Source organism: Dickeya parazeae Ech586 (assembly GCF_000025065.1).
In the GTDB taxonomy this organism is placed as follows: Bacteria; Pseudomonadota; Gammaproteobacteria; order Enterobacterales; family Enterobacteriaceae; genus Dickeya; species Dickeya zeae.
In genome coordinates this window covers 4,508,094-4,526,763 of record NC_013592.1, presented here as the reverse complement: position 1 = coordinate 4,526,763, position 18,670 = coordinate 4,508,094, and the positions used below count along the sequence as shown (strand labels likewise).

General features: G+C 47.8%; 22 protein-coding genes and 1 pseudogene. 12 read left to right on the top strand and 11 right to left on the bottom strand.

What is annotated here, in order from left to right; all coding sequences use genetic code 11:
* Positions 1-4: 4 nt before the first annotated feature.
* A pseudogene (locus DD586_RS22535) lies at positions 5-167 on the bottom strand (SymE family type I addiction module toxin); the annotation flags it as partial.
* Positions 168-387: 220 nt separating this feature from the next.
* Here DD586_RS22535 and DD586_RS19765 point away from each other — a divergent pair.
* The 8 genes from DD586_RS19765 to DD586_RS19730 all read left to right on the top strand — a co-directional run bounded on the left by DD586_RS19765 (position 388) and on the right by DD586_RS19730 (position 6,033).
* Complete coding sequence (locus DD586_RS19765) at positions 388-735, top strand: hypothetical protein (RefSeq protein ID WP_012886561.1); 348 nt, start codon at positions 388-390, stop codon at positions 733-735.
* Between the two features lie 252 nt (positions 736-987).
* A complete protein-coding gene (locus tag DD586_RS19760) occupies positions 988-1,203 on the top strand; it encodes an Imm31 family immunity protein (RefSeq protein WP_041164675.1) in 216 nt (71 codons plus the stop codon).
* Between the two features lie 110 nt (positions 1,204-1,313).
* The gene (locus DD586_RS19755) at positions 1,314-1,868 is read left to right on the top strand and encodes a hypothetical protein (RefSeq protein WP_012886559.1); all 555 of its coding nucleotides are present in this window, start codon (positions 1,314-1,316) and stop codon (positions 1,866-1,868) included.
* A gap of 1,074 nt (positions 1,869-2,942) precedes the next feature.
* Entirely contained in the window at positions 2,943-3,347 is a 405-nt protein-coding gene (locus tag DD586_RS19750; RefSeq protein WP_012886557.1) for a hypothetical protein, read from the top strand.
* A gap of 288 nt (positions 3,348-3,635) precedes the next feature.
* Complete coding sequence (locus DD586_RS19745) at positions 3,636-3,962, top strand: hypothetical protein (RefSeq protein WP_012886556.1); 327 nt, start codon at positions 3,636-3,638, stop codon at positions 3,960-3,962.
* Positions 3,963-4,297: 335 nt separating this feature from the next.
* A complete protein-coding gene (locus tag DD586_RS19740; RefSeq protein ID WP_012886555.1) occupies positions 4,298-4,627 on the top strand; it encodes a hypothetical protein in 330 nt (109 codons plus the stop codon).
* Positions 4,628-4,817: 190 nt separating this feature from the next.
* The gene (locus DD586_RS19735) at positions 4,818-5,261 is read left to right on the top strand and encodes a hypothetical protein (RefSeq protein ID WP_012886554.1); all 444 of its coding nucleotides are present in this window, start codon (positions 4,818-4,820) and stop codon (positions 5,259-5,261) included.
* Positions 5,262-5,424: 163 nt separating this feature from the next.
* Positions 5,425-6,033, top strand: coding sequence for a hypothetical protein (locus DD586_RS19730; protein WP_157668909.1), 609 nt, complete (start codon positions 5,425-5,427; stop codon positions 6,031-6,033).
* A gap of 204 nt (positions 6,034-6,237) precedes the next feature.
* On the opposite strand, the gene DD586_RS19725 is transcribed toward DD586_RS19730, so the two are convergent.
* Positions 6,238-6,780 (bottom strand): RNA 2'-phosphotransferase, encoded by a 543-nt coding sequence (locus DD586_RS19725; protein ID WP_012886552.1) that lies wholly within the window; start codon positions 6,778-6,780, stop codon positions 6,238-6,240.
* Positions 6,781-7,060: 280 nt separating this feature from the next.
* On the opposite strand from DD586_RS19725, the gene DD586_RS19720 reads away from it, so the two are divergent.
* Both DD586_RS19720 and DD586_RS19715 read left to right on the top strand, forming a co-directional pair.
* On the top strand, positions 7,061-7,351 hold the full coding sequence (locus DD586_RS19720; protein ID WP_012886551.1) for a hypothetical protein: 291 nt from the start codon (positions 7,061-7,063) through the stop codon (positions 7,349-7,351).
* A 240-nt stretch (positions 7,352-7,591) separates the two neighbouring features.
* Positions 7,592-7,972, top strand: a complete 381-nt coding sequence (locus DD586_RS19715) for a CDI toxin immunity protein (protein WP_012886550.1) — start codon at positions 7,592-7,594, stop codon at positions 7,970-7,972.
* A 62-nt stretch (positions 7,973-8,034) separates the two neighbouring features.
* Here the strand turns inward: DD586_RS19715 and phoA are convergent, their stop codons facing one another.
* The 3 genes from phoA to DD586_RS19700 form a co-directional block, all read right to left on the bottom strand.
* Positions 8,035-9,459 (bottom strand): alkaline phosphatase, encoded by a 1,425-nt coding sequence (phoA, locus tag DD586_RS19710; RefSeq protein WP_038909280.1) that lies wholly within the window; start codon positions 9,457-9,459, stop codon positions 8,035-8,037.
* Between the two features lie 152 nt (positions 9,460-9,611).
* On the bottom strand, positions 9,612-10,382 hold the full coding sequence (gene tpiA / locus DD586_RS19705) for a triose-phosphate isomerase (RefSeq protein WP_012886548.1): 771 nt from the start codon (positions 10,380-10,382) through the stop codon (positions 9,612-9,614).
* Positions 10,383-10,523: 141 nt separating this feature from the next.
* Positions 10,524-11,117 (bottom strand): DUF1454 family protein, encoded by a 594-nt coding sequence (locus DD586_RS19700; protein ID WP_095522545.1) that lies wholly within the window; start codon positions 11,115-11,117, stop codon positions 10,524-10,526.
* A gap of 148 nt (positions 11,118-11,265) precedes the next feature.
* On the opposite strand from DD586_RS19700, the gene DD586_RS19695 reads away from it, so the two are divergent.
* Positions 11,266-11,691, top strand: a complete 426-nt coding sequence (locus DD586_RS19695) for a DUF805 domain-containing protein (protein WP_012886546.1) — start codon at positions 11,266-11,268, stop codon at positions 11,689-11,691.
* A 56-nt stretch (positions 11,692-11,747) separates the two neighbouring features.
* On the opposite strand, the gene fpr is transcribed toward DD586_RS19695, so the two are convergent.
* From fpr to DD586_RS19675, 4 genes are all read right to left on the bottom strand, one after another.
* Positions 11,748-12,494 (bottom strand): ferredoxin--NADP(+) reductase, encoded by a 747-nt coding sequence (gene fpr, locus DD586_RS19690; protein WP_012886545.1) that lies wholly within the window; start codon positions 12,492-12,494, stop codon positions 11,748-11,750.
* Between the two features lie 124 nt (positions 12,495-12,618).
* Positions 12,619-13,629 (bottom strand): class II fructose-bisphosphatase, encoded by a 1,011-nt coding sequence (gene glpX, locus DD586_RS19685; RefSeq protein WP_012886544.1) that lies wholly within the window; start codon positions 13,627-13,629, stop codon positions 12,619-12,621.
* Positions 13,630-13,774: 145 nt separating this feature from the next.
* A complete protein-coding gene (glpK, locus tag DD586_RS19680) occupies positions 13,775-15,286 on the bottom strand; it encodes a glycerol kinase GlpK (RefSeq protein WP_012886543.1) in 1,512 nt (503 codons plus the stop codon).
* 27 nt (positions 15,287-15,313) lie between these two features.
* The gene (locus tag DD586_RS19675; RefSeq protein WP_012886542.1) at positions 15,314-16,165 is read right to left on the bottom strand and encodes an MIP/aquaporin family protein; all 852 of its coding nucleotides are present in this window, start codon (positions 16,163-16,165) and stop codon (positions 15,314-15,316) included.
* A gap of 600 nt (positions 16,166-16,765) precedes the next feature.
* Between DD586_RS19675 and zapB the strand changes: the two genes are divergently transcribed.
* Positions 16,766-17,008 (top strand): cell division protein ZapB, encoded by a 243-nt coding sequence (gene zapB, locus DD586_RS19670; protein ID WP_012886541.1) that lies wholly within the window; start codon positions 16,766-16,768, stop codon positions 17,006-17,008.
* A 67-nt stretch (positions 17,009-17,075) separates the two neighbouring features.
* On the opposite strand, the gene rraA is transcribed toward zapB, so the two are convergent.
* Together rraA and DD586_RS19660 are read right to left on the bottom strand one after the other, a co-directional pair.
* Positions 17,076-17,561, bottom strand: a complete 486-nt coding sequence (gene rraA, locus DD586_RS19665) for a ribonuclease E activity regulator RraA (protein WP_012886540.1) — start codon at positions 17,559-17,561, stop codon at positions 17,076-17,078.
* Positions 17,562-17,725: 164 nt separating this feature from the next.
* A complete protein-coding gene (locus DD586_RS19660; protein ID WP_012886539.1) occupies positions 17,726-18,643 on the bottom strand; it encodes a 1,4-dihydroxy-2-naphthoate polyprenyltransferase in 918 nt (305 codons plus the stop codon).
* Positions 18,644-18,670 lie beyond the last annotated feature (27 nt).

Below are 18,670 nucleotides of genomic sequence, written 5' to 3'. Positions count from 1 at the left end.
TCAGTCAAAACCTAATCTCCTCCTCAATCACCAGCCGCCCGTGCTCCACGGTGACGATAACGGGCTGGCCGGTGTTGAAGCCGAGATCTTCCAGCCAGCGGCCCTTCAGCGTGAGTTGCGGCGGCGGGTTGCCCCGGCTACCGTTGGGGACAGTAACCGACTGTGTATGCTGTAAAAATAAGGCGTTAGCAATAAAGGACACGTATGGCTGCCAGAAGGAGGTCATGCTGTTGTGGTTGATGGGGTAACCATTAGGAATGGTCAGCAAGTTGTTGCTATTAGAGATCCTGCATTGGGTAGGCAGTATTTTACGCCATTATCAGAGTTCAGAGAGAAATTTACTGGGCAAGCGATCATTACTAGCCCAAGGAAATAGTGTGGTAATATATGAATAATCTAATTGATGTCATTTCAATGAAGCCTAGATATATTGATTTTATTGATGGATACTTAACAGTTTATAATAATGATGGATTGTCCGGTTACATTGCTTTAGATAATGGCAACCATAGTGATTATAAAGCAAGAATTATATTACCAATCAGCTTTATAGATAAGATAATAAAAGAAGATGATGTTTTCGGTGTGTTGGTAGGTGGTAATTTTTTATACTGTAATATGCATGTATGGTTAAAAAAAGTATCTCTCTTATATGAGAATGATAGTGTTGTCATAGATATGATAGAGGAAATTAAATTACTAGAGGATGATTTGGAAAAGACGATTATATTTTAACATCTCTCACCATTCTTGAGCCTAAGTGGCGGGGTTGCCTGAAAATACTTCAGCAACCATCCGGTCAGGACTATGCCCCGACACCCCAGCCATAAAACAAAAACTCCCGGCATGGGCCGGGGGTGAGTGTGTTATTACTCGGCAAACTTAAGGCCGCTGGGGTAACGCTTTAGCCAGTCATCGATATCGGTAGTTTGGACAAAACAACATAGCTCTATTCCGGGATGGAAAAATTACGCGCAAGTGATCGCCATGAAAATAGCTTTTTATCAGGAAGTCGAAGTTAAAGAAGATGCTAAAAATGACAAGTATGCAAAATGCAAAGGAGTAGTTATTGGAATTAGCGAAGAAGATAATATTGTCTATGGTTACTCTGTGGTAATTCATGGAAAAGAAAATTCAGTGTACTTCGAGAAGGACGACGTTTTCCCCACGGGTATTATTTTTAAACGAGAAGATTTTTACTGATAAAGAGCCTGGCTTAACAGCCAGGCTCTTTTGTCAGCCCTAAACCACCTCCTATGGAGGTAGTGATTGTTCCTGTGAGGCTATAGTAATCATTCAGGGGACAGGAAAAGATGCAAGTAAGTGATGAGAAATTACGGCAAATTTTATTGGAAAGGGATAGGTTGAAAAAGCCTCCTCAATCAACAGATAAAGCCACTGGTGTTGGAATCGCCAGATTCATTGTGTCTTGTGATGATGTTCCTTCAGTATTAGGTCTGGCAAAAGAGGTGTTGATCACTGTAAATCATTATTCAACCGAAAACTGGCTTTTCCTTAATGAATGGTCAAATGTCCTTCCATCCCGGTTTGTTAACGCCTGTTTGCCAGAACTGACTGAAGCGGAAAGAAAAAAGCAAACTAGAAGGTGGGATGAATTATCTTATGAAGAAAAAATTAAGGAGGCCTCTAATGATAAAAAATGGACATTATCATCATGGTTATCTTGGCTAGAACCTGATGAGCGAGAATGGTTTTGGTGGGATGCGGTGTTATTCGATGCACCGTTGAGTAATAGCCATTTTATAATCGAGGTTACTGCTATTGACTCCCTTTTTATGTCTGGTGCTTTGAAATGGTTATTTGAAGCCTGCGGGGCGATAAATATTACTTCGGAAGATGATTTATAAAATAAAACCCCGACTGGGTTGGTTGGGGATTTTTGCTTTTAAGTCCTAAATCCCTTTCCTCCGTTTATTACCACCGTAGTTGGAGTATATCGGTCACAATGGTGACCGACTGTTTTTCAGCGCTGGTGATCCCGGATTCAGTGAAGTACAGGCTGCTAGGGTAATGCTGTAAGAATTTATGCTACTTGGACGATTTTACATGACGGTTCAAAGCGGCTATCAACTATACAAACGGGGGCATTTAAGTGATGTTGAATCCAACCCAATCAAACATCAAAGATCTATTTGATGGATTAAACAGCTATCTAGCGAATGGTTATGTTAATGAATTGTCATCTGAAGATCCTGAGAAAGAGGCGTTTGATTATCTCAATAAACTTTACTTAATTAATGAGCGTGAAGGACTTGCCTTTTGTAAGTTAATTTTGGAGTCGGAAATATTATATAATGACTTCCTAAGAGCGGCTTGTTTGTCATATCTATTACTGTCGGAATGTGATTGGCAGTATGCGTTTTCATTTATAATTAGGTATAGTGAGAGTTTATCAGTTCCATCTCTAAAGGATACTCTGTTTTATTTTTTTTTGTGCGAAAAATGAGTCAGATCCTCATCCGATACCTGATGGGCTTTTTAAAAAATTAATGGAAAGGTATCAAATGATAAAAAATGAGCCTGATGCAGATTTTTATCATCTACATGAAGTATACAGTGACTTTGTTAAAGCTTATTCATTGGATACTTAGTTAGGTTAATGGAAAAGTGGCGATGATTCTAATTATTCGATTCTGATAACTAATGTGTATTCGCTCAGATCCTGCGTTTCGACTCAATTCCCAATCTACACGTACTGATCTACAACGACCTATATCCACAGGACGTTGCTAATGCAAGCATCCATGATGGATGTAACATCACCCGCGATGCGGCCATCACAGCCATAGCTGAAGCAAACAAAAAAGCTGGGATGAGGTGGCGGCCAGTATGATTACGTGATGCAACTGCATGGGATGGTCAGTACGCTGGCAGGATACTGTTCTTAACAGGATTAAGAATTACAATAGGATTATATTAAAATGATGACTGTCAGAGAAGTTTTTGATAATTTCTCTAATTATAAAGAGGTATATGTTAATGGATATATTATCTATCATTCAGATGGTAATTTAATTTTGATTGATAAGGGCTATGGAAGTGATTATTTAAATTCCCCTTTTTTGAAGATTGAGAACCATGGGTTGAGTGATAATCTTGAGAATAATGTTAGTTTATATGGCGGTGGTTCATCAAGGTTATTTCATTATGCAAAAATAAAAGGGGTGCTATTTTTAGATGAAATGGAAAAGCCATACTTGAAAGTAAGGGAACTATTTGTTGAAGATAACGGATTGTGGCGTTTGATAGACTTAAGTCGGCACTATGAGCCAAGAAATAGAGAAGAAATAAATTGGCATGATATTTTTAAAGAGAATGGTCATTAAAATCAGTATTATTGTTCTTGTACCTTTTTCCGGGAAGATCAGTTTTATCTATTAGCCTCTCCGTTTCGCCTCAACTACCCAGCATATTTGAGAGAGCGGTGGTGATTATCTAAGAGTGCTTAATCTCTCGGGCAGGAAATATTTTGTGTCCACTAATAGTCTGTTGGATGTGCTCTCCGAAATAATCAGTTCAGAGGTTCAACGGAACCACATGTCAATAAAATAATTCCCCCTGTTATGGCTGTAAGTTATGCTTGTCTATGAATAGGCGATAATGTAGTGATAAAGATGACAAAGCAAGAGATATATAAGAAGATATTTGACCTTGTTTTACCTTATATAAGAAGTGTTCAGTCACAGAATTCTTGGGTAAGGGCAAGGGACAGGTCCTGCTATTTTGATGTTGAACTTATACATAACTTATCAAAAAGTATTCTGGATTTTGATTTTGTGGAGCATGACATTTGGTTTTTAAATAACCAAGCAAAGTACTATTTTGAAAAATGCAGTGATGATATATCCACCAATTACACCCAGAATGTAGAGTACATTAAATTATTATTTAAAATAGTTCCTGATGAGTTAAAGTCAAGGTTGTCTTGGGGTGGTCCATAATCGAATGTATATCTTGAAGTAATAGGATGTTTCGATTTTATCGTGTGGATCTTTTTATTCATTTGAGAGAGCGTGGGAAATGAAGGATGTTAACAAATCGCTAGAGGTTTTTGTTTTGTTGCCAACATCTATTGGATATGCCGTAGAATAAATGCTAAGTATGACTACTCATACTGATAGTATTTATCCCCAAAAGAATACATTTCTAATGTTCAGTTAATGTGAAATTTTTCTCATCTCTGATGGCTCTGTTCCTTGAGGGTTTTAAACTATGGTTGGAACAGGTCCGGAGTTAGGGTAATAACATGTATTGATTTTTCGTAATGAGGTGAATTATGGGGGCAACTGTTTTTATCGGTTACCTAGAGAGAACGAGCTTACGTATTACTTTGAATAGGATCGCTTCAGATGCGTTAGAGGACTTATTAGATGATGCCCTTCAGGGCAACCATCCAATTATATATGAAAAGATAATGGAGGTTTTAGTTCTTGATCAGATTAATTTTACTGATCTGAACAATGAAGAATTTATTCTTGCGGTAAAAGTTATTCGTGATTGTATAAAAAGGCGCACTGAACTAACAGAGTGGCAGTTATACCAAAAGCGCATATGGGAAGAGGAAATAGAACCCCTCGTCCAGCAAGATGAGCGCTATCTGCAATAGCGTTATTAGAAAAATCTCGTTCTCTTGGCTGGAAGCGCTAATTTTGGTGGCACAGAATCTCAGTTAGAGGAGAAGAGCAATGCATGTGTATAGATGAATAGTTATCAGCATGAGTATTTTACATAATGAAATGTATTAATTTAACAGGTTAGCTCCTGAAGAATCTTAAAAATATTAATAGGGAGATGTAATGTTGGTTAATGAGTATATTAAAGAGTTTCGCAAGCGTTCTCTCTTTATAGAGAATGAGTTGATTTGTGATATTCTTGTTATGTTCTTTCGAACATCGGAATCTGGCTGGATATCATTAAGTGTTAATGAAGGTATTGCTAAAATTTTACAGGAGAGTTTCGAGCCTTTTTTATTAGATGTTATGGATATCGATGATGAGTTTTTTTATCCAGTGAAGATTGTTCCTGAGTTGTCTGATTACATTGATAAGAAGATAGTTAACATATATGAATATAGAATTAAAAATGTTGAGTATGGGTGCGTTGGTCTTTATTTTGATTGTGGAGTAACCGGGTTTAGTCTTCTAGAAAAAGAGGGGTGTTTGTCTATTTTTTATGGTATATATGATGGCTTTGGGGAAGAAATTTATTTAAGGGATGCTGTTTTTAATAAAAATTCTTGAGTGTATTTCAATAATTAATTTATTTTTCGCAGGGAATTATTATTATTTTTTTTGGTGTTCTTGGGAGAACGATTACGTCAGCGTGTTTTTCCATAGCGCGCTATGTGCGCCCGCTAACGCTGGTAGATTCTGAGTAAGGTCATGTTGACGCAGGAGAAAAAGAATGATGAATAATCTTGATGAAAATTGGAAGCCCGAGTTTGGAACTATTTACACATGGTTCGCAATGGATAAGTTTGGCAGGATTTCTGTAATGGTTAATAACTGTTTTGGTGATATTCCGAAGGCGGTTTTGCAGATGAATAACGCTGAGTGTATTTTGGATTCTTTAAATGAGTATATGTGGGAAGAGTCTGCGGGTTATTCTGAATATCCAGAGTCTAAAAATGGAAAGACAGTATTGGATTTATATTCATACATAAGGTTTGAATATGTTAAATGTCGAAATGACTTAGTTAAATGGGTTGAAGAACGTTCATTGCCAGAAATTGAATTGAGCGACTATAATCTTCCATCTAAGAAGGGCTTCTTTGTTTTTCATGGTGTTGAAGGAACAAATGAAGGCGAGGATTACCCAGTTGGATATGAGGGGAATACTGTTATGGGTGACTATTTCAGATTTCTAGTACCAACGATTTATGCTTCTATTGATGATTTCCCAGAAGATCTCCAACGTGGGATTGTTGTATCTGACTTAATAGACTTCACAAATGCTAGAGTTATCGAGAATAAGGATATTAATAAACATTTTACGAGAATGTATAAGCAGTAATCGAAAATAATGCACAAATTGGAATTACATAGTTTTTGCCTCTGGCAAACTGGTGGGATGTCAACTACCTTTTGTGAACAGGCGCTATTCGGATGAAATTGTCTATTTCGGCGGCGAAGATATGTATTTCAGAATGGCTAAACATTGTGTGTCTTCAATCTGCCCGCCACACAGCAGCGCGGGCAAAAGATGATGAGTAGTAGGTTATTCCTGAATAAACTGATAAGGAACGGTATCAGTTAACCAGACACCATTGTCAGCTTGATAAAATTTAAAGCCCTGTTCGTACATGTTAAGGGCTTTTATCGTTAGTACTATCGGTTTTCCATGACGTTGTCCTACCTGAATGGCCGTCTCTTCATCAGGCGAAAGATGTACATACTGACGTGATACAGGAATCAGACCTTGTTCCCGAATGGCTGATATAAAACGGGTGGCTGTTCCATGATATAAGATCTCAGGAGGTGTTTTCTCTTTGTAGGAAATATTAACCTGCTGTGTTGAGTGTCCCTGTACCGCCCGGATACGTAATCCATCGTCTGAAATTGTAAAGCGTCTTTTATCACTATTATCAACGATACTATGAATCAGGCTATTTTCGAGTATATAACCTTCTTTAACGGCACAAAGAATAAGATCGCTTATGACAGCCCATCCTTCTGTGTCCAAAGATAAACCGATAGCTTCAGGTTGATGGCGTAATATGTAACTTAAGAACTTACTGATGTCTGTGCTTTTTTGGCTCATGATAGTTATCTCAAATAAATCCCGGGGCTTAACAGACAGGGGATCCTATCTGCTGCTCAGGATCCTGTGTTCACGCCGATAAGACAAACACCTCTACTACATCGGTGTGTGGGGTGATGATGCTGACACCTGTCACTACCGCCTGCGGGTGTTTTGGACGATGCTCGCCATACAGCCGGGTATGGTGCGAATGTATCACAAAATCATATGGTGAAGATATAATATCAGGAATACTTATCTTAGAAAAAGATACGTGTAATAGATAAATAGTGAGAACCAAATGTTTAACATTGATTATTTTAAGAAAAACATTGCACCAAAAATGAAAGGGTATACTTTCAAGTATAGCTATTATACCAATGGTGATTTTGGCGATCTGGAACGGGTTGAATTTGAAGGTAAAAATAGAATAGGTGGGATGGATTTTTGGTCAAAAGGGTGGTTGGATGTCGATATATATGATATGGATGTTGATGATCAATTAATGAATGTATTGTTATCTCCGGAAGAGATTGAATTGCATAAAAAGGCTGTGTGTGAATTCATGAGAATATTATCTGACGAAGCGTAAGATTAGAGAGTTGTGAGATGATATAGAAATATCTATTTAATAAACTGCATCAATTTGATAGGTTTTTTGATTTGACATGTACTGCCATGGGAGATTATTAATATTATCATTCATTCAATGAAGACGAGTTATAATTTTAATTTTCCTGTTAGGAGTAACAGGTAATAATATGTTCTCAGACCATGTCAATTTTAGAGTAATGGGATATTTTTTAAAACGATATTGAAATGACCAAGAAAAATGAACTTATTTGAAGAGTGTAAAGCAGCACTTAGTGCTAATTTTAATGTGCTTGATGGACAAGCTCTGAAGGAAGCTATAGATAGCTTAAATGACTATCCCTTTTCAAGAGAGGGTGTGGTTTGGTCAGAAATGAAATTTTCAGACTATGAAAGTATTGATAGTCTGTTAAATGAAAATATTCTAATAAGTGATGATGTATTTGTCTTCGCGGATGAAATTAGTATTCCGGTCTTTAGAACGAAATTAAGTTTAATTGCTGAAAATATTTATGATGTAACAGCCTTGTCACCCAAATTATTCATTTTTAATGATGAGGTAATATTGCAACCGTTGTTCCCAACCGAAAGGATCCGCTTAGGTGTAAAGACAACGTTATAAAAACGACAACGGCCCACAAAGAAACGGGCCACAGGAGTACCGTGGCCCAAAGATAGCTTCTATTACTTCAGCCCCATCGCGTTTTTCATGGTGTAGAACAGGTCGGTTTGGTCGGTCAGCCCCACGACGTTGGCGGCGTGCGGGCCGTAGGCGGCGATACGCAACTGGGTGCCGGTGTGGCCTTGAGACTCCTCTTCCGAGTTACCGTAGCTGATGGTCATCACCGCATTATCTTTGGTGTTCAGCGCCTGCGTCAGGCCCGGTGCTTTGGCTCCGTTTTCGATAATCTGGCTGGAGTGGGCGTGGTCGGCGGTGACAATCACCAGCGTGTTGCCGTCACGACGGGCGAATTCCAGCGCTTTTTGGACCGCTTCGTCCAGGTCGACGGTTTCGCCGAATTGACCACACGGGTTGGCGGCGTGGTCCTGTTTGTCGATAGACGCGCCTTCAACTTGCAGGAAGAAACCGTTTTTATTCTTGCTCAATAACTGGATAGCTTTATCGGTCATTTGCGCCAGTGTCGGCACGGTGGCCGCGCGTTTGGTATTCGGCTCACAGGTTACAACCGGTTTGTCCAGGTTGCCGTGGTAGCTCGCTTGCGGCCCCTGCCAGCGCACCGGCATGTTGCCATCGGCGAATAGCCCCAGCACCGGCTTGCTCTGCGTGGCGGCGGTAACGGCGTTCATGCCATCCAGATCCGTCACGATGTGGTAGCCCAGCGCTTCCGCCTGTTCTTTCAGGCTTTTCCCCTGATATTTACCCGCTTTGGCGAGTTCTTTAAAAGTGGCACCGCCACCGCCCAGCGTGACATCCGCACGGGTGACCAGTAACTGTTCAGCAATAGAGCCGCGACCGCCGTTTTCCAGTGCGTTGGTCGGGCACTGCTGGCTGGTTTTTTCCGGGCCGTAGCACTTGCGGGAGGTCACGTGGGACACCATGGCGGCCGGTGTGGCGTCTTCCAGTTCGGCGGTAGAGACGTTACCCGTCGCTTTGCCCGCCGCTTTAGCGATTTCAATTAGTGTTTTATGGTCTTTGCCATCCACATCAACGCCCAGTGCGCCGTTGTAGGTTTTGACACCACTGGACCACGCGGTGGCCGATGCCGCGGAATCGGTGACGTAGTCTGGTTTGCGGGTTTTTTTGTCCAGCGAGTAGTGGGTGTACTGGCCTGTCAGCGGCAGTGCATCGATACCTTTGAAGAAGCCGCCAGCCCCCATCGCGTAGTTGCGTGCGGCCGTGATTTCCGAATCGCCCATGCCGTCACCAATCAGCAGAATCACGTTTTTGGCGGTCTTCGCGTTGAGTGAGGCTTTCAGCATCTCCGTTTGATCGGCACTGAGGCGGCGGGCACCACCGGGTTGGGTGATGTCACCCTGCGCCTGGCGTTGGTAGTCGGCGCTGGCGGCCAGTGCGCTACCTGCTACCAGTGTCATCATTAGGGAAGAGAGCAGTGTTTTGCGAATAATAGCCTTACGAGTCATTTTCATTCACTCTTGGTTAAATTAAGTAACAAATAAACACGACTGGTAAAACCTAGACGGGAAAAATGACAAAATAATGAATGCAGGCGGAGTCAGTGGGAAAAAGGCATAAAAAAACGGCTCCAGTCTGGAGCCGTTGTGCGGTGTTCGGGCAGGAATCAGGCCAGGCCTTTGGCTTCGGCCGCGGCTTTAACGATAACGGCGAACGCATCAGCTTTCAGTGAGGCACCGCCCACCAGCGCGCCATCGATGTCCGGCTGGGTGAACAGCTCAGCAGCGTTAGCCGCATTGACCGAGCCGCCGTACTGGATGATGACCTGTTCAGCGACTGCCGCATCCTGTTTAGCGATGTGGTCACGGATGAATTTGTGCACGGCCTGTGCCTGCGCCGGCGTGGCGGACTTGCCGGTGCCGATGGCCCATACCGGTTCGTAGGCAATGACGGTGTTTTCGAACGCTTTCGCGCCCAGCGTGTTCAGCACCGCGTCCAACTGACGCGCGCAGACGGCTTCGGTCTGACCCGCTTCGTTTTCAGCTTCGGTTTCACCGATGCACAGTACCGGAATCAGGCCGGTTTCTTTCAGCACGCCAAATTTTTTGGCGATGAACTCATCACTTTCATGGTGATAGGTACGGCGCTCGGAGTGGCCGATGATGATGTACTTCGCGCCGATGTCTTTTAGCATCTCAGCGGATGTTTCACCGGTGAAAGCGCCCGCAAGGTTGACGTCCACGTTCTGGGCACCCAGCACAATACGGCTGCCTGCCAGCTGGTGTTTCGCCTGATCCAGATAAATAGCGGGTGGCGCAATGGCTACGTCACAACCGGTGACGGCGCTCAGTTCTTTGCGCAGGCCGGCGATCAGTTCGTGAACCATGCTGGTGCTGCCGTTCAGCTTCCAGTTGCCCATGACTAAGGGATGTCGCATCTTGTTTCCTCCAGGCGAATTGCCAGTTAATCAATACATGGCTGCGTCAGGCAGCCACTCTGACGATGATACAGAACTGCCGATAGTATAGAGTCGAAATGGCGCGGTGGCTCTGTTTTTCGTGCCTAATTCTCGATGTGATCACGAATCAGATAGCGCTAGCTTAATCGGTTCAACAGCGAAGGTTAGCCCTTTTTCGCCATGATCCGCCACAACATAGCGCAATGCCCCCTCAGTTTGCTGGTAAAAGCGCTGCCCTTTGCCTTTTTCCAACAATGTCTCGATTTTTTTCAGGCTTTGTTCGTTGGTGAGCGATGGCATAAAAGTGCGTACCAGTGCTGCCATGTAACCGATGGCTTGTTTACGTCGCCCGCTTTGGTCGGTGTCTTTAGGTTTGGGAAGCCAGGTAATTTGCATGGTTTTAATCTTGCCGGTGCCTTTTTCCAACGCGGTGGATGAATACAGATGGTCGTTGATGCGGCTGGCTGCACGCGTCAGGTTCGGTGAGTCGTCACCGGTGTCGATGACCCGGTATTCACTAATCGGCAGTGACGGGTTACTCAGGTTATAACGGGTGCGAAATTGCACGATGTTCATGTCGAACGTGGGAGAACCCGGCAGCAGGTAAGGGGCAGCGGTTGGGGTTTGAGGCTGGAATAAGCCGTCACTTCTGGCAAAGGGGGTGCAGAGTAGGCCAGCAGACAGGCAACAAACAATCAGCAGGGCATTTTTCATCATCAGTTTATTCGTATCGTCACTCACTGTTGGCACGCTGTGTGATTAAAGCGGGATTCAGGATCAATTGTCAAAATGTGCGGTAAAAAACACAACCTGACTTAAGGTAAACTCATACCCGTAGAACCGTATTCGGGGATAAGAAGACATGACAATACAACAATGGTGTTTTTCGTTTCGTGGCCGCGTTGGTCGCCGGGATTTTTGGTTAGGGATGGTGATCGTGCTGGCGTTGATGGTGGGATTATTCGTGTTGGCCGGTACCGGTTGGCTGGATACCCAGAAGGCGGCGTTTGTACTGGTGATGCTAATGTGGCCGCTGACGGCGATACTGGTCAAAAGGCTGCACGATCGCAACCGAAGTGGCTGGTGGGCGTTATTGCTGGTGGTGGCCTGGATGTTGGGTAACGGTAATTGGTCGATGCTGCCATCGCTTGCTCAATGGGGCGTAGAGCGTTTCTTGCCGACGCTGATTAGCGTGATGATGTTGCTTGATTGCGGCGCGTTCGTCGGCACAACAGGTGCGAACCGTTTCGGACCGGCAGCGGAACCGTTGCAGTTCCGCGCGTCCTGAGTGCCGTTTGTTTCTACCGTTTTGTGGGTACTCGCCGGTCGTCGGGATAGTCTGGATTACCAATAGTGCTCGCTGGTCATATGGCCGGGACGACGACGCAGGTGTTTGCTCATCTGCCGCGTCTCCTTGAGCAACTGCTGGGTATCTCGCACCATCTTCGGGTTGCCGCATAGCATGACGTGGCTGGTAGCGGCATCCATCGGTAAGCCGACTGCCTCTTCCAGCGCGCCGCTTTCAATCAGTGCCGGTACGCGGCCAGTGAGTGAGCCGGGCTGTTCCTCCCGGCTGACAACGGTCTGGATGCGTAACTTACCGTTGTAGCGCTGTTCCAGTTGTTGCATCAGTGGCAGATAGCTCAGGTCGCGAGCGAACCGAGCAGCGTGGACCAGCACGATATTCTTGAACCGCTCCAGGTCGCGCCCTTCCTGCAAAATCGACAGATACGGGCCGATGGCGGTGCCGGTTGCCAGCATCCACAGGGTATCGCAGTCTGGGATTTCTTCGAGTACGAAGAAACCGGCGGCTTCCTGGGTTACCAGCACCTCATCGCCCGGCTGACAACGGTGCAGATGCGGGCTGAGCTTGCCGTCCGGCACGTTAACCAGATAGAACTCCAGCAGCGTGTTGCTGGGTGCGTTGACGTAAGAATAGGCGCGCTGTACCCGCTCGCCATCCAGTTCCAGCGCCAGTTTGGCGAACTGCCCGGCGGTAAACGGCGCTATCGGCGCTTCCAGCCGCAGGCTGAATAAATTTTCCGTCCAGTGTTCAACCTGAATAACTTTACCGGTCACCCACTCTGCCATGGTTATCTGCTCCTGTTTTTGATCTCTCTGGTGTCACAGGGCTGTGTGCAGCCGAGCCTTACGATACGCGATCTATTAACAACAGTGAAACAATTCATGCTGAGCTGCGCATACCCTGCCGTGATTACAGCAGAAAGTCGTGCAGTGCCTGATCTTTGCGGTCCAGGTAATGGGTAGAGCTGATACGACGGATGGTACGTGACTTGCCGCGGATCAGCAGCGTTTCAGTGGTGGCGATATTGCCACGGCGTGAAATGCCCTCGAGCAGGTCACCTTTGGTGATGCCGGTGGCGGAAAATATCACGTTGTCGTTGCGCGCCATGTCACCCAGTGCCAGCACGTTGCCTGCTTCAATGCCCATTTCGCGGCAGCGTGCTAATTCCTGCTCGCCCAGGCGACGGTTTTCCTCGTTATCTTCCTTCACCTGATGGCGGGCCAGCAGACGCCCTTGCATGTCGCCATCCAGCGCACGGATCACCGCCGCAGAAATAACGCCTTCCGGCGCACCGCCGATGCCGTAAAGTACATCCACTTCGCTTTCCGGCATGCAGGTCAGAATAGACGCAGCCACATCGCCATCAGGAATGGCAAAGACTTTTACCCCCAGCCGCTGCATATCCGCGATGACCTGATCGTGGCGCGGTTTGGCCAGCGTGATGACGGTCAGTTCGCTCAGTGGTTTACCCAGTCGCTCGGCAACGCGCTTGAGGTTCTCTTCCAACGGTTGGTCAAGATTGATAGCGCCTTTAGACTGCGGGCCGACAATCAGTTTTTCCATGTACATGTCGGGTGCATGCAGGAAGGTTCCCTGCTCGCCGACGGCTAATACTGCCAGGGCGTTAGCCTGCCCCATGGCAGTCATGCGGGTGCCTTCGATCGGGTCGACGGCGATGTCTACCGCGTCACCGTTACCGGTGCCCACCTGTTCGCCGATATAAAGCATCGGGGCTTCGTCGATTTCACCTTCGCCGATGACAATCTGGCCGTTGATGTCGATCTGATTGAGCATGATGCGCATCGCCTGCACGGCAGCGTTATCGGCGGCGTTTTTGTCGCCGCGCCCCAGCCACTTGTAGCCGGCCAGCGCAGCGGCTTCGGTCACGCGGGAGAATTCGATGGCTAATTCACGTTTCATGGATACCAGTCCTGCACAGGGAATTAAGGAACAAAAGAAGAGTCAGTCGGGGCGTTATGGTAACACAGCCATGTTGGCGGGCGGGTGAGGGGGAGGGAAAGAAAAAGGGCGCGATAGCCGCGCCCGATCAAGGATAGTGGTGATTTTACTCGTCGTGATCTTCCCACGCACGCGCCCGTTCCACCGCTTTTTGCCAGCCACGATAGCGGAAATTACGTTCCACGGTTTCGATGCTGGGGCGGAATTCACGCTCAATGGTGGCCTTGCTCTTCACTTCGTCCAGATCGTTCCAGAAGCCGGTAGCCAGACCCGCCAGGAACGCGGCACCCAGCGCGGTAGACTCGCGCACTTGCGGGCGCTCAACACGCGTACCCAGAATGTCGGACTGGAACTGCATCAGGAAGTTGTTGGCGACGGCACCGCCGTCCACACGCAGCGCTTGCAGGCGAGTCTCGGCATCAGCCTGCATGGCATCCAGCACGTCACGGGTCTGATAGGCGATGGATTCCAGCGTAGCGCGGATAATGTGATTCGCATTGGCACCACGGGTCAGGCCGAAAATCGCGCCACGGGCGTACGGGTCCCAGTAAGGTGCGCCCAGACCGGTAAACGCCGGTACCACATAGACGCCATTGGTATCTTTCACTTTGGTGGCGAAGTATTCAGAGTCCATCGCGTCGCCAATCAGTTTCAGCTCGTCGCGCAGCCACTGGATAGACGCCCCACCGATAAATACCGCACCTTCCAGCGCATAGTTCACTTCACCACGCGGGCCACAGGCAATGGTCGTCAACAGGCCGTGTTTAGAGCGAACTGCTTCTTTACCGGTATTCATCAACAGGAAGCAGCCGGTACCGTAGGTGTTTTTCGCCATACCGGGTTGTACACACAGTTGGCCGTACAACGCAGCTTGCTGGTCACCGGCGATACCGGCGATAGGAATACGGGTACCGCCTTTGCCACCAATATTGGTCTGGCCGTACACTTCAGAGGAAGGACGGACCTGCGGCAACATGGCTCGTGGGATATCCAGCACGTCCAGCATACGTTCGTCCCAGTCCAGTTTATGGATGTTGAACAGCATGGTGCGTGAAGCGTTGGTGTAATCGGTGACGTGGACGCGCCCCTGGGTCATTTTCCAGATAAGCCAGGTATCGATGGTGCCGAACAGCAGCTCGCCGCGACGGGCACGTTCACGCGACCCTTCCACATGGTCGAGGATCCATTTCACTTTGGTGCCGGAGAAGTACGGGTCAACCACCAGACCGGTGTTGGCGCGGATGTACTCTTCCATACCGTCTTTTTTCAGCCTTTCGCAGATATCTGCAGAGCGGCGGCACTGCCACACAATGGCGTTATAAATCGGCTTACCGGTCTCTTTTTCCCACACTACGGCGGTTTCACGCTGGTTGGTAATACCAATACCGGCAACTTCGTCGCTGCTGATGCCCGCTTTCGCCAGCACCTCTACCAGCGTGGAGCTTTGCGACGCCCAGATTTCCATCGGGTCATGTTCTACCCAGCCCGCTTTGGGGTAAATCTGGGTGAATTCCCGCTGGGATACGCTGACGATGTTGGCGTCATGATCAAACACAACAGCTCGTGAACTGGTAGTGCCCTGGTCGAGCGCGACGATGTATTTTTTTTCCTGGTTCATAAACGTAATCCTGTTAGCGGAGTAGGGTCAGACCTTACGGGTTTGGGCAGAAGCCGCCGTGTCGGTGTCGTTATCAATGGCGCAGACATCACAAGGCAAGTTACGGCCAATCAGGGTGCGATAGCCAAATGCGCCCAGACAGGCTCCGACGATCGGGGCGAAAATCGGTATCAGTATATAAGGGATGTCACGTCCGCCAGTCAGCGCGATTTTGCCCCAGCCAGCGAAGTAGGCAAACAGCTTCGGTCCAGCATCACGCGCCGGGTTCATGGCAAAGCCGGTCAACGGGCCCATTGATGCGCCAATCACCGCGATCAGAATCCCTATTAACAGCGGTGCCAGCGGACCACGTGGAATACCGTTGCCGTCATCGGTCAGCGCCAGAATCAGACACATCAAAATAGCGGTGATGACCGTTTCCACCATGAAGGCCTGCATCACTGAAATGTGCGGGTTCGGGTAGGTGGAGAAGACACCAGCCAGATCGAGGCTTTCCACACTACCACGCACAATATTGTGCGTTTGTTCGATGTTATCGAACAGGTTGTGGTAGAGGCCATAGACCAGTGCCGCCGAACAGAACGCGCCAGCGACCTGTGCAACGATATAAGGCAGGACTTTGCGGCCATCGAAGCAGGCGAACAGCCACAGGGCGATGGTGACCGCAGGGTTGAGGTGAGCACCGGAAATCGCGGCGGTCAGGTAGATCGCCATCGCGACCCCCAACCCCCAGATAATACTGATTTCCCATAGCCCCAGACTGGCGCCTTCCAGTTTCAGAGCCGCTACACAGCCAACGCCAAAGAAGATCAGCAGGCCAGTACCGAGAAACTCGGCAACGCACTGGCCTTTAAGGGTAGAAATATCAGATTGACTCATAATGCTTGTTCCTGCTTGTAGGCTACAGCATGGTGGTTGACGCAGGCCTCTGTGGGTCTGCGCGTTTCAGGCCTGTCCCGTTCGTCTTTGGCGATTCGCGGTCAGGCTCTTTTTGTATTTCGGATGTGAATTTATCGTTAATGTTCGAAAACGAGAAATATCGAAATCAAAATGTGTGTGATGCGTCAAGAAAATGCGCGCATTCGCGTAATTAGACACAAAACTGTCATGCGACCAGCGGATAGGTGTTAATCAGGGTGTTAAATTTATTAACATCAATATCGTTTAACAATAATTCGGGCAATTTTCGGCCTGTACTGATAGCGCATGAGCGAAAAAGCAGGCAGAGTCGCTGTTTTACCGGCAGTGCGCTGGACACGTTTGATCTGGCTACATACAATTTGGCTGGCGTTTACGTCCGGCGTCGCCATAACAGCCATAACAGATGTGCAGGCTGAGTGCACAAGGCGGCATGAGATATCTGTTTGTGAAACCCGTGTCGGTGCATACCTGCTCGCGGGATACCGTGCGTGGCACACCTGTTCGTGATACATCTGCGTTAACCGGCTCAGGCCGTGCGATCAAAAGGGGTTAGAAGTTATGTCATTTGAAGTGTTTGAGAAGCTGGAAGCGAAAGTTCAGCAGGCGATTGACACGATCACGCTGTTGCAGATGGAAATCGAAGAGCTGAAAGAGAAGAACAATACGTTGTCGCAGGAAGTGGAGAGCATGGCGGGTAACCGTGATGCATTAATGAGCGAGAACGAACAACTTAAGCAGGAACAGCTGGTATGGCAGGAACGTCTGCGTGCGCTGCTGGGTAAAATGGAAGACGTTCAATAACCGCCGACGTCAAACAGACAACGGCACACACAGGGCGTCAGTTGACGCCCTTGGCAACCCGGTCTGGTTATTCCAGATCCAGCGGATCTTCAGACAGGATAATACCGGTGTTGTCAGCATAAAGGTGATCGCCGGAGAAGAACGTCACACCGCCGAAATTCACCCGGATATCCGTTTCACCGATGCCTTCGCTCGCTGCGCCAGCCGGTGTCGCCGCCATCGCCTGAATGCCGATATCCAGCTCCGATAAATCGTCTACCTGACGTACCGCGCCATAGACCACGATACCTTCCCATTCGTTTTGCGTGGCTAGGCGGGCCAGTTCAGCGTCAACCAGCGCACGGCGTACAGAACCGCCGCCGTCGATCAGCAAGACGCGGCCACTGCCGTTTTCTTCCAGTACATCGAATAGCAGGCCGTTATCTTCAAAGCATTTTACTGTGACGATTTTGCCGCCGAATGAACTACGTCCACCAAAATTGGAGAAAAGAGGCTCAACGACATTGACCTCTTCATGATAGATATCACACAGTTCGGAAGTATCGTATTTCATAGGAGTCACGTTTGTTGCCGCTGGGGAGTGTGGGACTGAGTATATCCCTTTATGTTTGTTGTTGGCAAAATCATCAACAGCGGCTTTGACCCGCATCAGTAATCGGTTGTGATTTTGCCAACCGGCACAAACGTGTTGCTCGTTCAATCCAGACTGAATCTGGTTTAGCTCAGCAGTACGCCTACCGCGAACAACAAATTGGTGAGTAACGCGCCTTTCACGGTTTTTTCCAGCATCGGACGCATGCTGAACGCGGTGGTTTCGCGCATCACATAGCGGCCTTGTTTCACCAGTAACGGCAGTGCCAGAATAAACAGCCAGCCCGCCAGCGTATGCAGATACAGCATCGCGAAGAGGGCCAGACAAACCGGTGCCGTCATCAGTAACATCATGTGGTAGCGGCGGGCTTTATAGGCACCGAGCCTTACTGCCAGCGTGTTTTTGCCGTTTTCCCGATCGCTGTCGATATCGCGCAGATTGTTGATATTGAGCACCGCGACGGCCAGCAGGCCACAAGCGGTTGCAGGCAGGATAACGCTGCTGTCGAAGTGGCCGGTTTGCAGGTAGTACGACCCGGCTACGCTGAGCCAGCCAAAGAAAATCAGCACCGAGATATCACCCAGCCCAATATACCCGTAAGGCCGGTTGCCGACGGTGTAGGTAATCGCGGCCAGAATCGCCAGCAGGCCGAGCGCCAGGAATACCACGATATCCACCGGTTTTTCGCAGGCCAGTGCTACCAGCGCGCTACCGGATACTGCGGTTAGCAACACGGTGATGAGCAGCGCCTTGCGCAGTTCCGCCAGCGTGATAGCCCCCGTCTGGATGCCGCGTAGCGGGCCGATACGGTCTTCCTTGTCGCTGCCTTTCACCGCATCGCCATAGTCGTTGGCCAGATTGGAGAGAATCTGCAACAGCCCGGCGGTGATCAGCGTCAACAGCGCGACGCCGGGTTTGAAATTGCTGTGCCAACAGGCGATGACGGTGCCGGTAACGATGGAGGCAAAAGCCAGCGGCAGCGTCTTGGGACGCAGGCTGTCGAGCCAGGCTTGAGTTTTGCTGCTATGTGTCAATTGGGTCATGGTGTTAACTGGGTCATGGTATTAATG

Excerpts from the sequence above, each read along its gene's own strand:
- DD586_RS19765 (WP_012886561.1), top strand. The coding sequence starts at position 388 with ATGAATAATCTAATTGATGTCATTTCAATGAAGCCTAGATATATTGAT.
- DD586_RS19760 (WP_041164675.1), top strand. The coding sequence starts at position 988 with ATGAAAATAGCTTTTTATCAGGAAGTCGAAGTTAAAGAAGATGCTAAA.
- DD586_RS19755 (WP_012886559.1), top strand. The coding sequence starts at position 1,314 with ATGCAAGTAAGTGATGAGAAATTACGGCAAATTTTATTGGAAAGGGAT.
- DD586_RS19750 (WP_012886557.1), top strand. The coding sequence starts at position 2,943 with ATGATGACTGTCAGAGAAGTTTTTGATAATTTCTCTAATTATAAAGAG.
- DD586_RS19745 (WP_012886556.1), top strand. The coding sequence starts at position 3,636 with ATGACAAAGCAAGAGATATATAAGAAGATATTTGACCTTGTTTTACCT.
- DD586_RS19740 (WP_012886555.1), top strand. The coding sequence starts at position 4,298 with ATGGGGGCAACTGTTTTTATCGGTTACCTAGAGAGAACGAGCTTACGT.
- DD586_RS19735 (WP_012886554.1), top strand. The coding sequence starts at position 4,818 with ATGTTGGTTAATGAGTATATTAAAGAGTTTCGCAAGCGTTCTCTCTTT.
- DD586_RS19730 (WP_157668909.1), top strand. The coding sequence starts at position 5,425 with ATGATGAATAATCTTGATGAAAATTGGAAGCCCGAGTTTGGAACTATT.
- DD586_RS19725 (WP_012886552.1), bottom strand. The coding sequence starts at position 6,780 with ATGAGCCAAAAAAGCACAGACATCAGTAAGTTCTTAAGTTACATATTA.
- DD586_RS19720 (WP_012886551.1), top strand. The coding sequence starts at position 7,061 with ATGTTTAACATTGATTATTTTAAGAAAAACATTGCACCAAAAATGAAA.
- DD586_RS19715 (WP_012886550.1), top strand. The coding sequence starts at position 7,592 with ATGAACTTATTTGAAGAGTGTAAAGCAGCACTTAGTGCTAATTTTAAT.
- phoA (WP_038909280.1), bottom strand. The coding sequence starts at position 9,459 with ATGAAAATGACTCGTAAGGCTATTATTCGCAAAACACTGCTCTCTTCC.
- tpiA (WP_012886548.1), bottom strand. The coding sequence starts at position 10,382 with ATGCGACATCCCTTAGTCATGGGCAACTGGAAGCTGAACGGCAGCACC.
- DD586_RS19700 (WP_095522545.1), bottom strand. The coding sequence starts at position 11,117 with ATGAAAAATGCCCTGCTGATTGTTTGTTGCCTGTCTGCTGGCCTACTC.
- DD586_RS19695 (WP_012886546.1), top strand. The coding sequence starts at position 11,266 with ATGACAATACAACAATGGTGTTTTTCGTTTCGTGGCCGCGTTGGTCGC.
- fpr (WP_012886545.1), bottom strand. The coding sequence starts at position 12,494 with ATGGCAGAGTGGGTGACCGGTAAAGTTATTCAGGTTGAACACTGGACG.
- glpX (WP_012886544.1), bottom strand. The coding sequence starts at position 13,629 with ATGAAACGTGAATTAGCCATCGAATTCTCCCGCGTGACCGAAGCCGCT.
- glpK (WP_012886543.1), bottom strand. The coding sequence starts at position 15,286 with ATGAACCAGGAAAAAAAATACATCGTCGCGCTCGACCAGGGCACTACC.
- DD586_RS19675 (WP_012886542.1), bottom strand. The coding sequence starts at position 16,165 with ATGAGTCAATCTGATATTTCTACCCTTAAAGGCCAGTGCGTTGCCGAG.
- zapB (WP_012886541.1), top strand. The coding sequence starts at position 16,766 with ATGTCATTTGAAGTGTTTGAGAAGCTGGAAGCGAAAGTTCAGCAGGCG.
- rraA (WP_012886540.1), bottom strand. The coding sequence starts at position 17,561 with ATGAAATACGATACTTCCGAACTGTGTGATATCTATCATGAAGAGGTC.
- DD586_RS19660 (WP_012886539.1), bottom strand. The coding sequence starts at position 18,643 with ATGACCCAATTGACACATAGCAGCAAAACTCAAGCCTGGCTCGACAGC.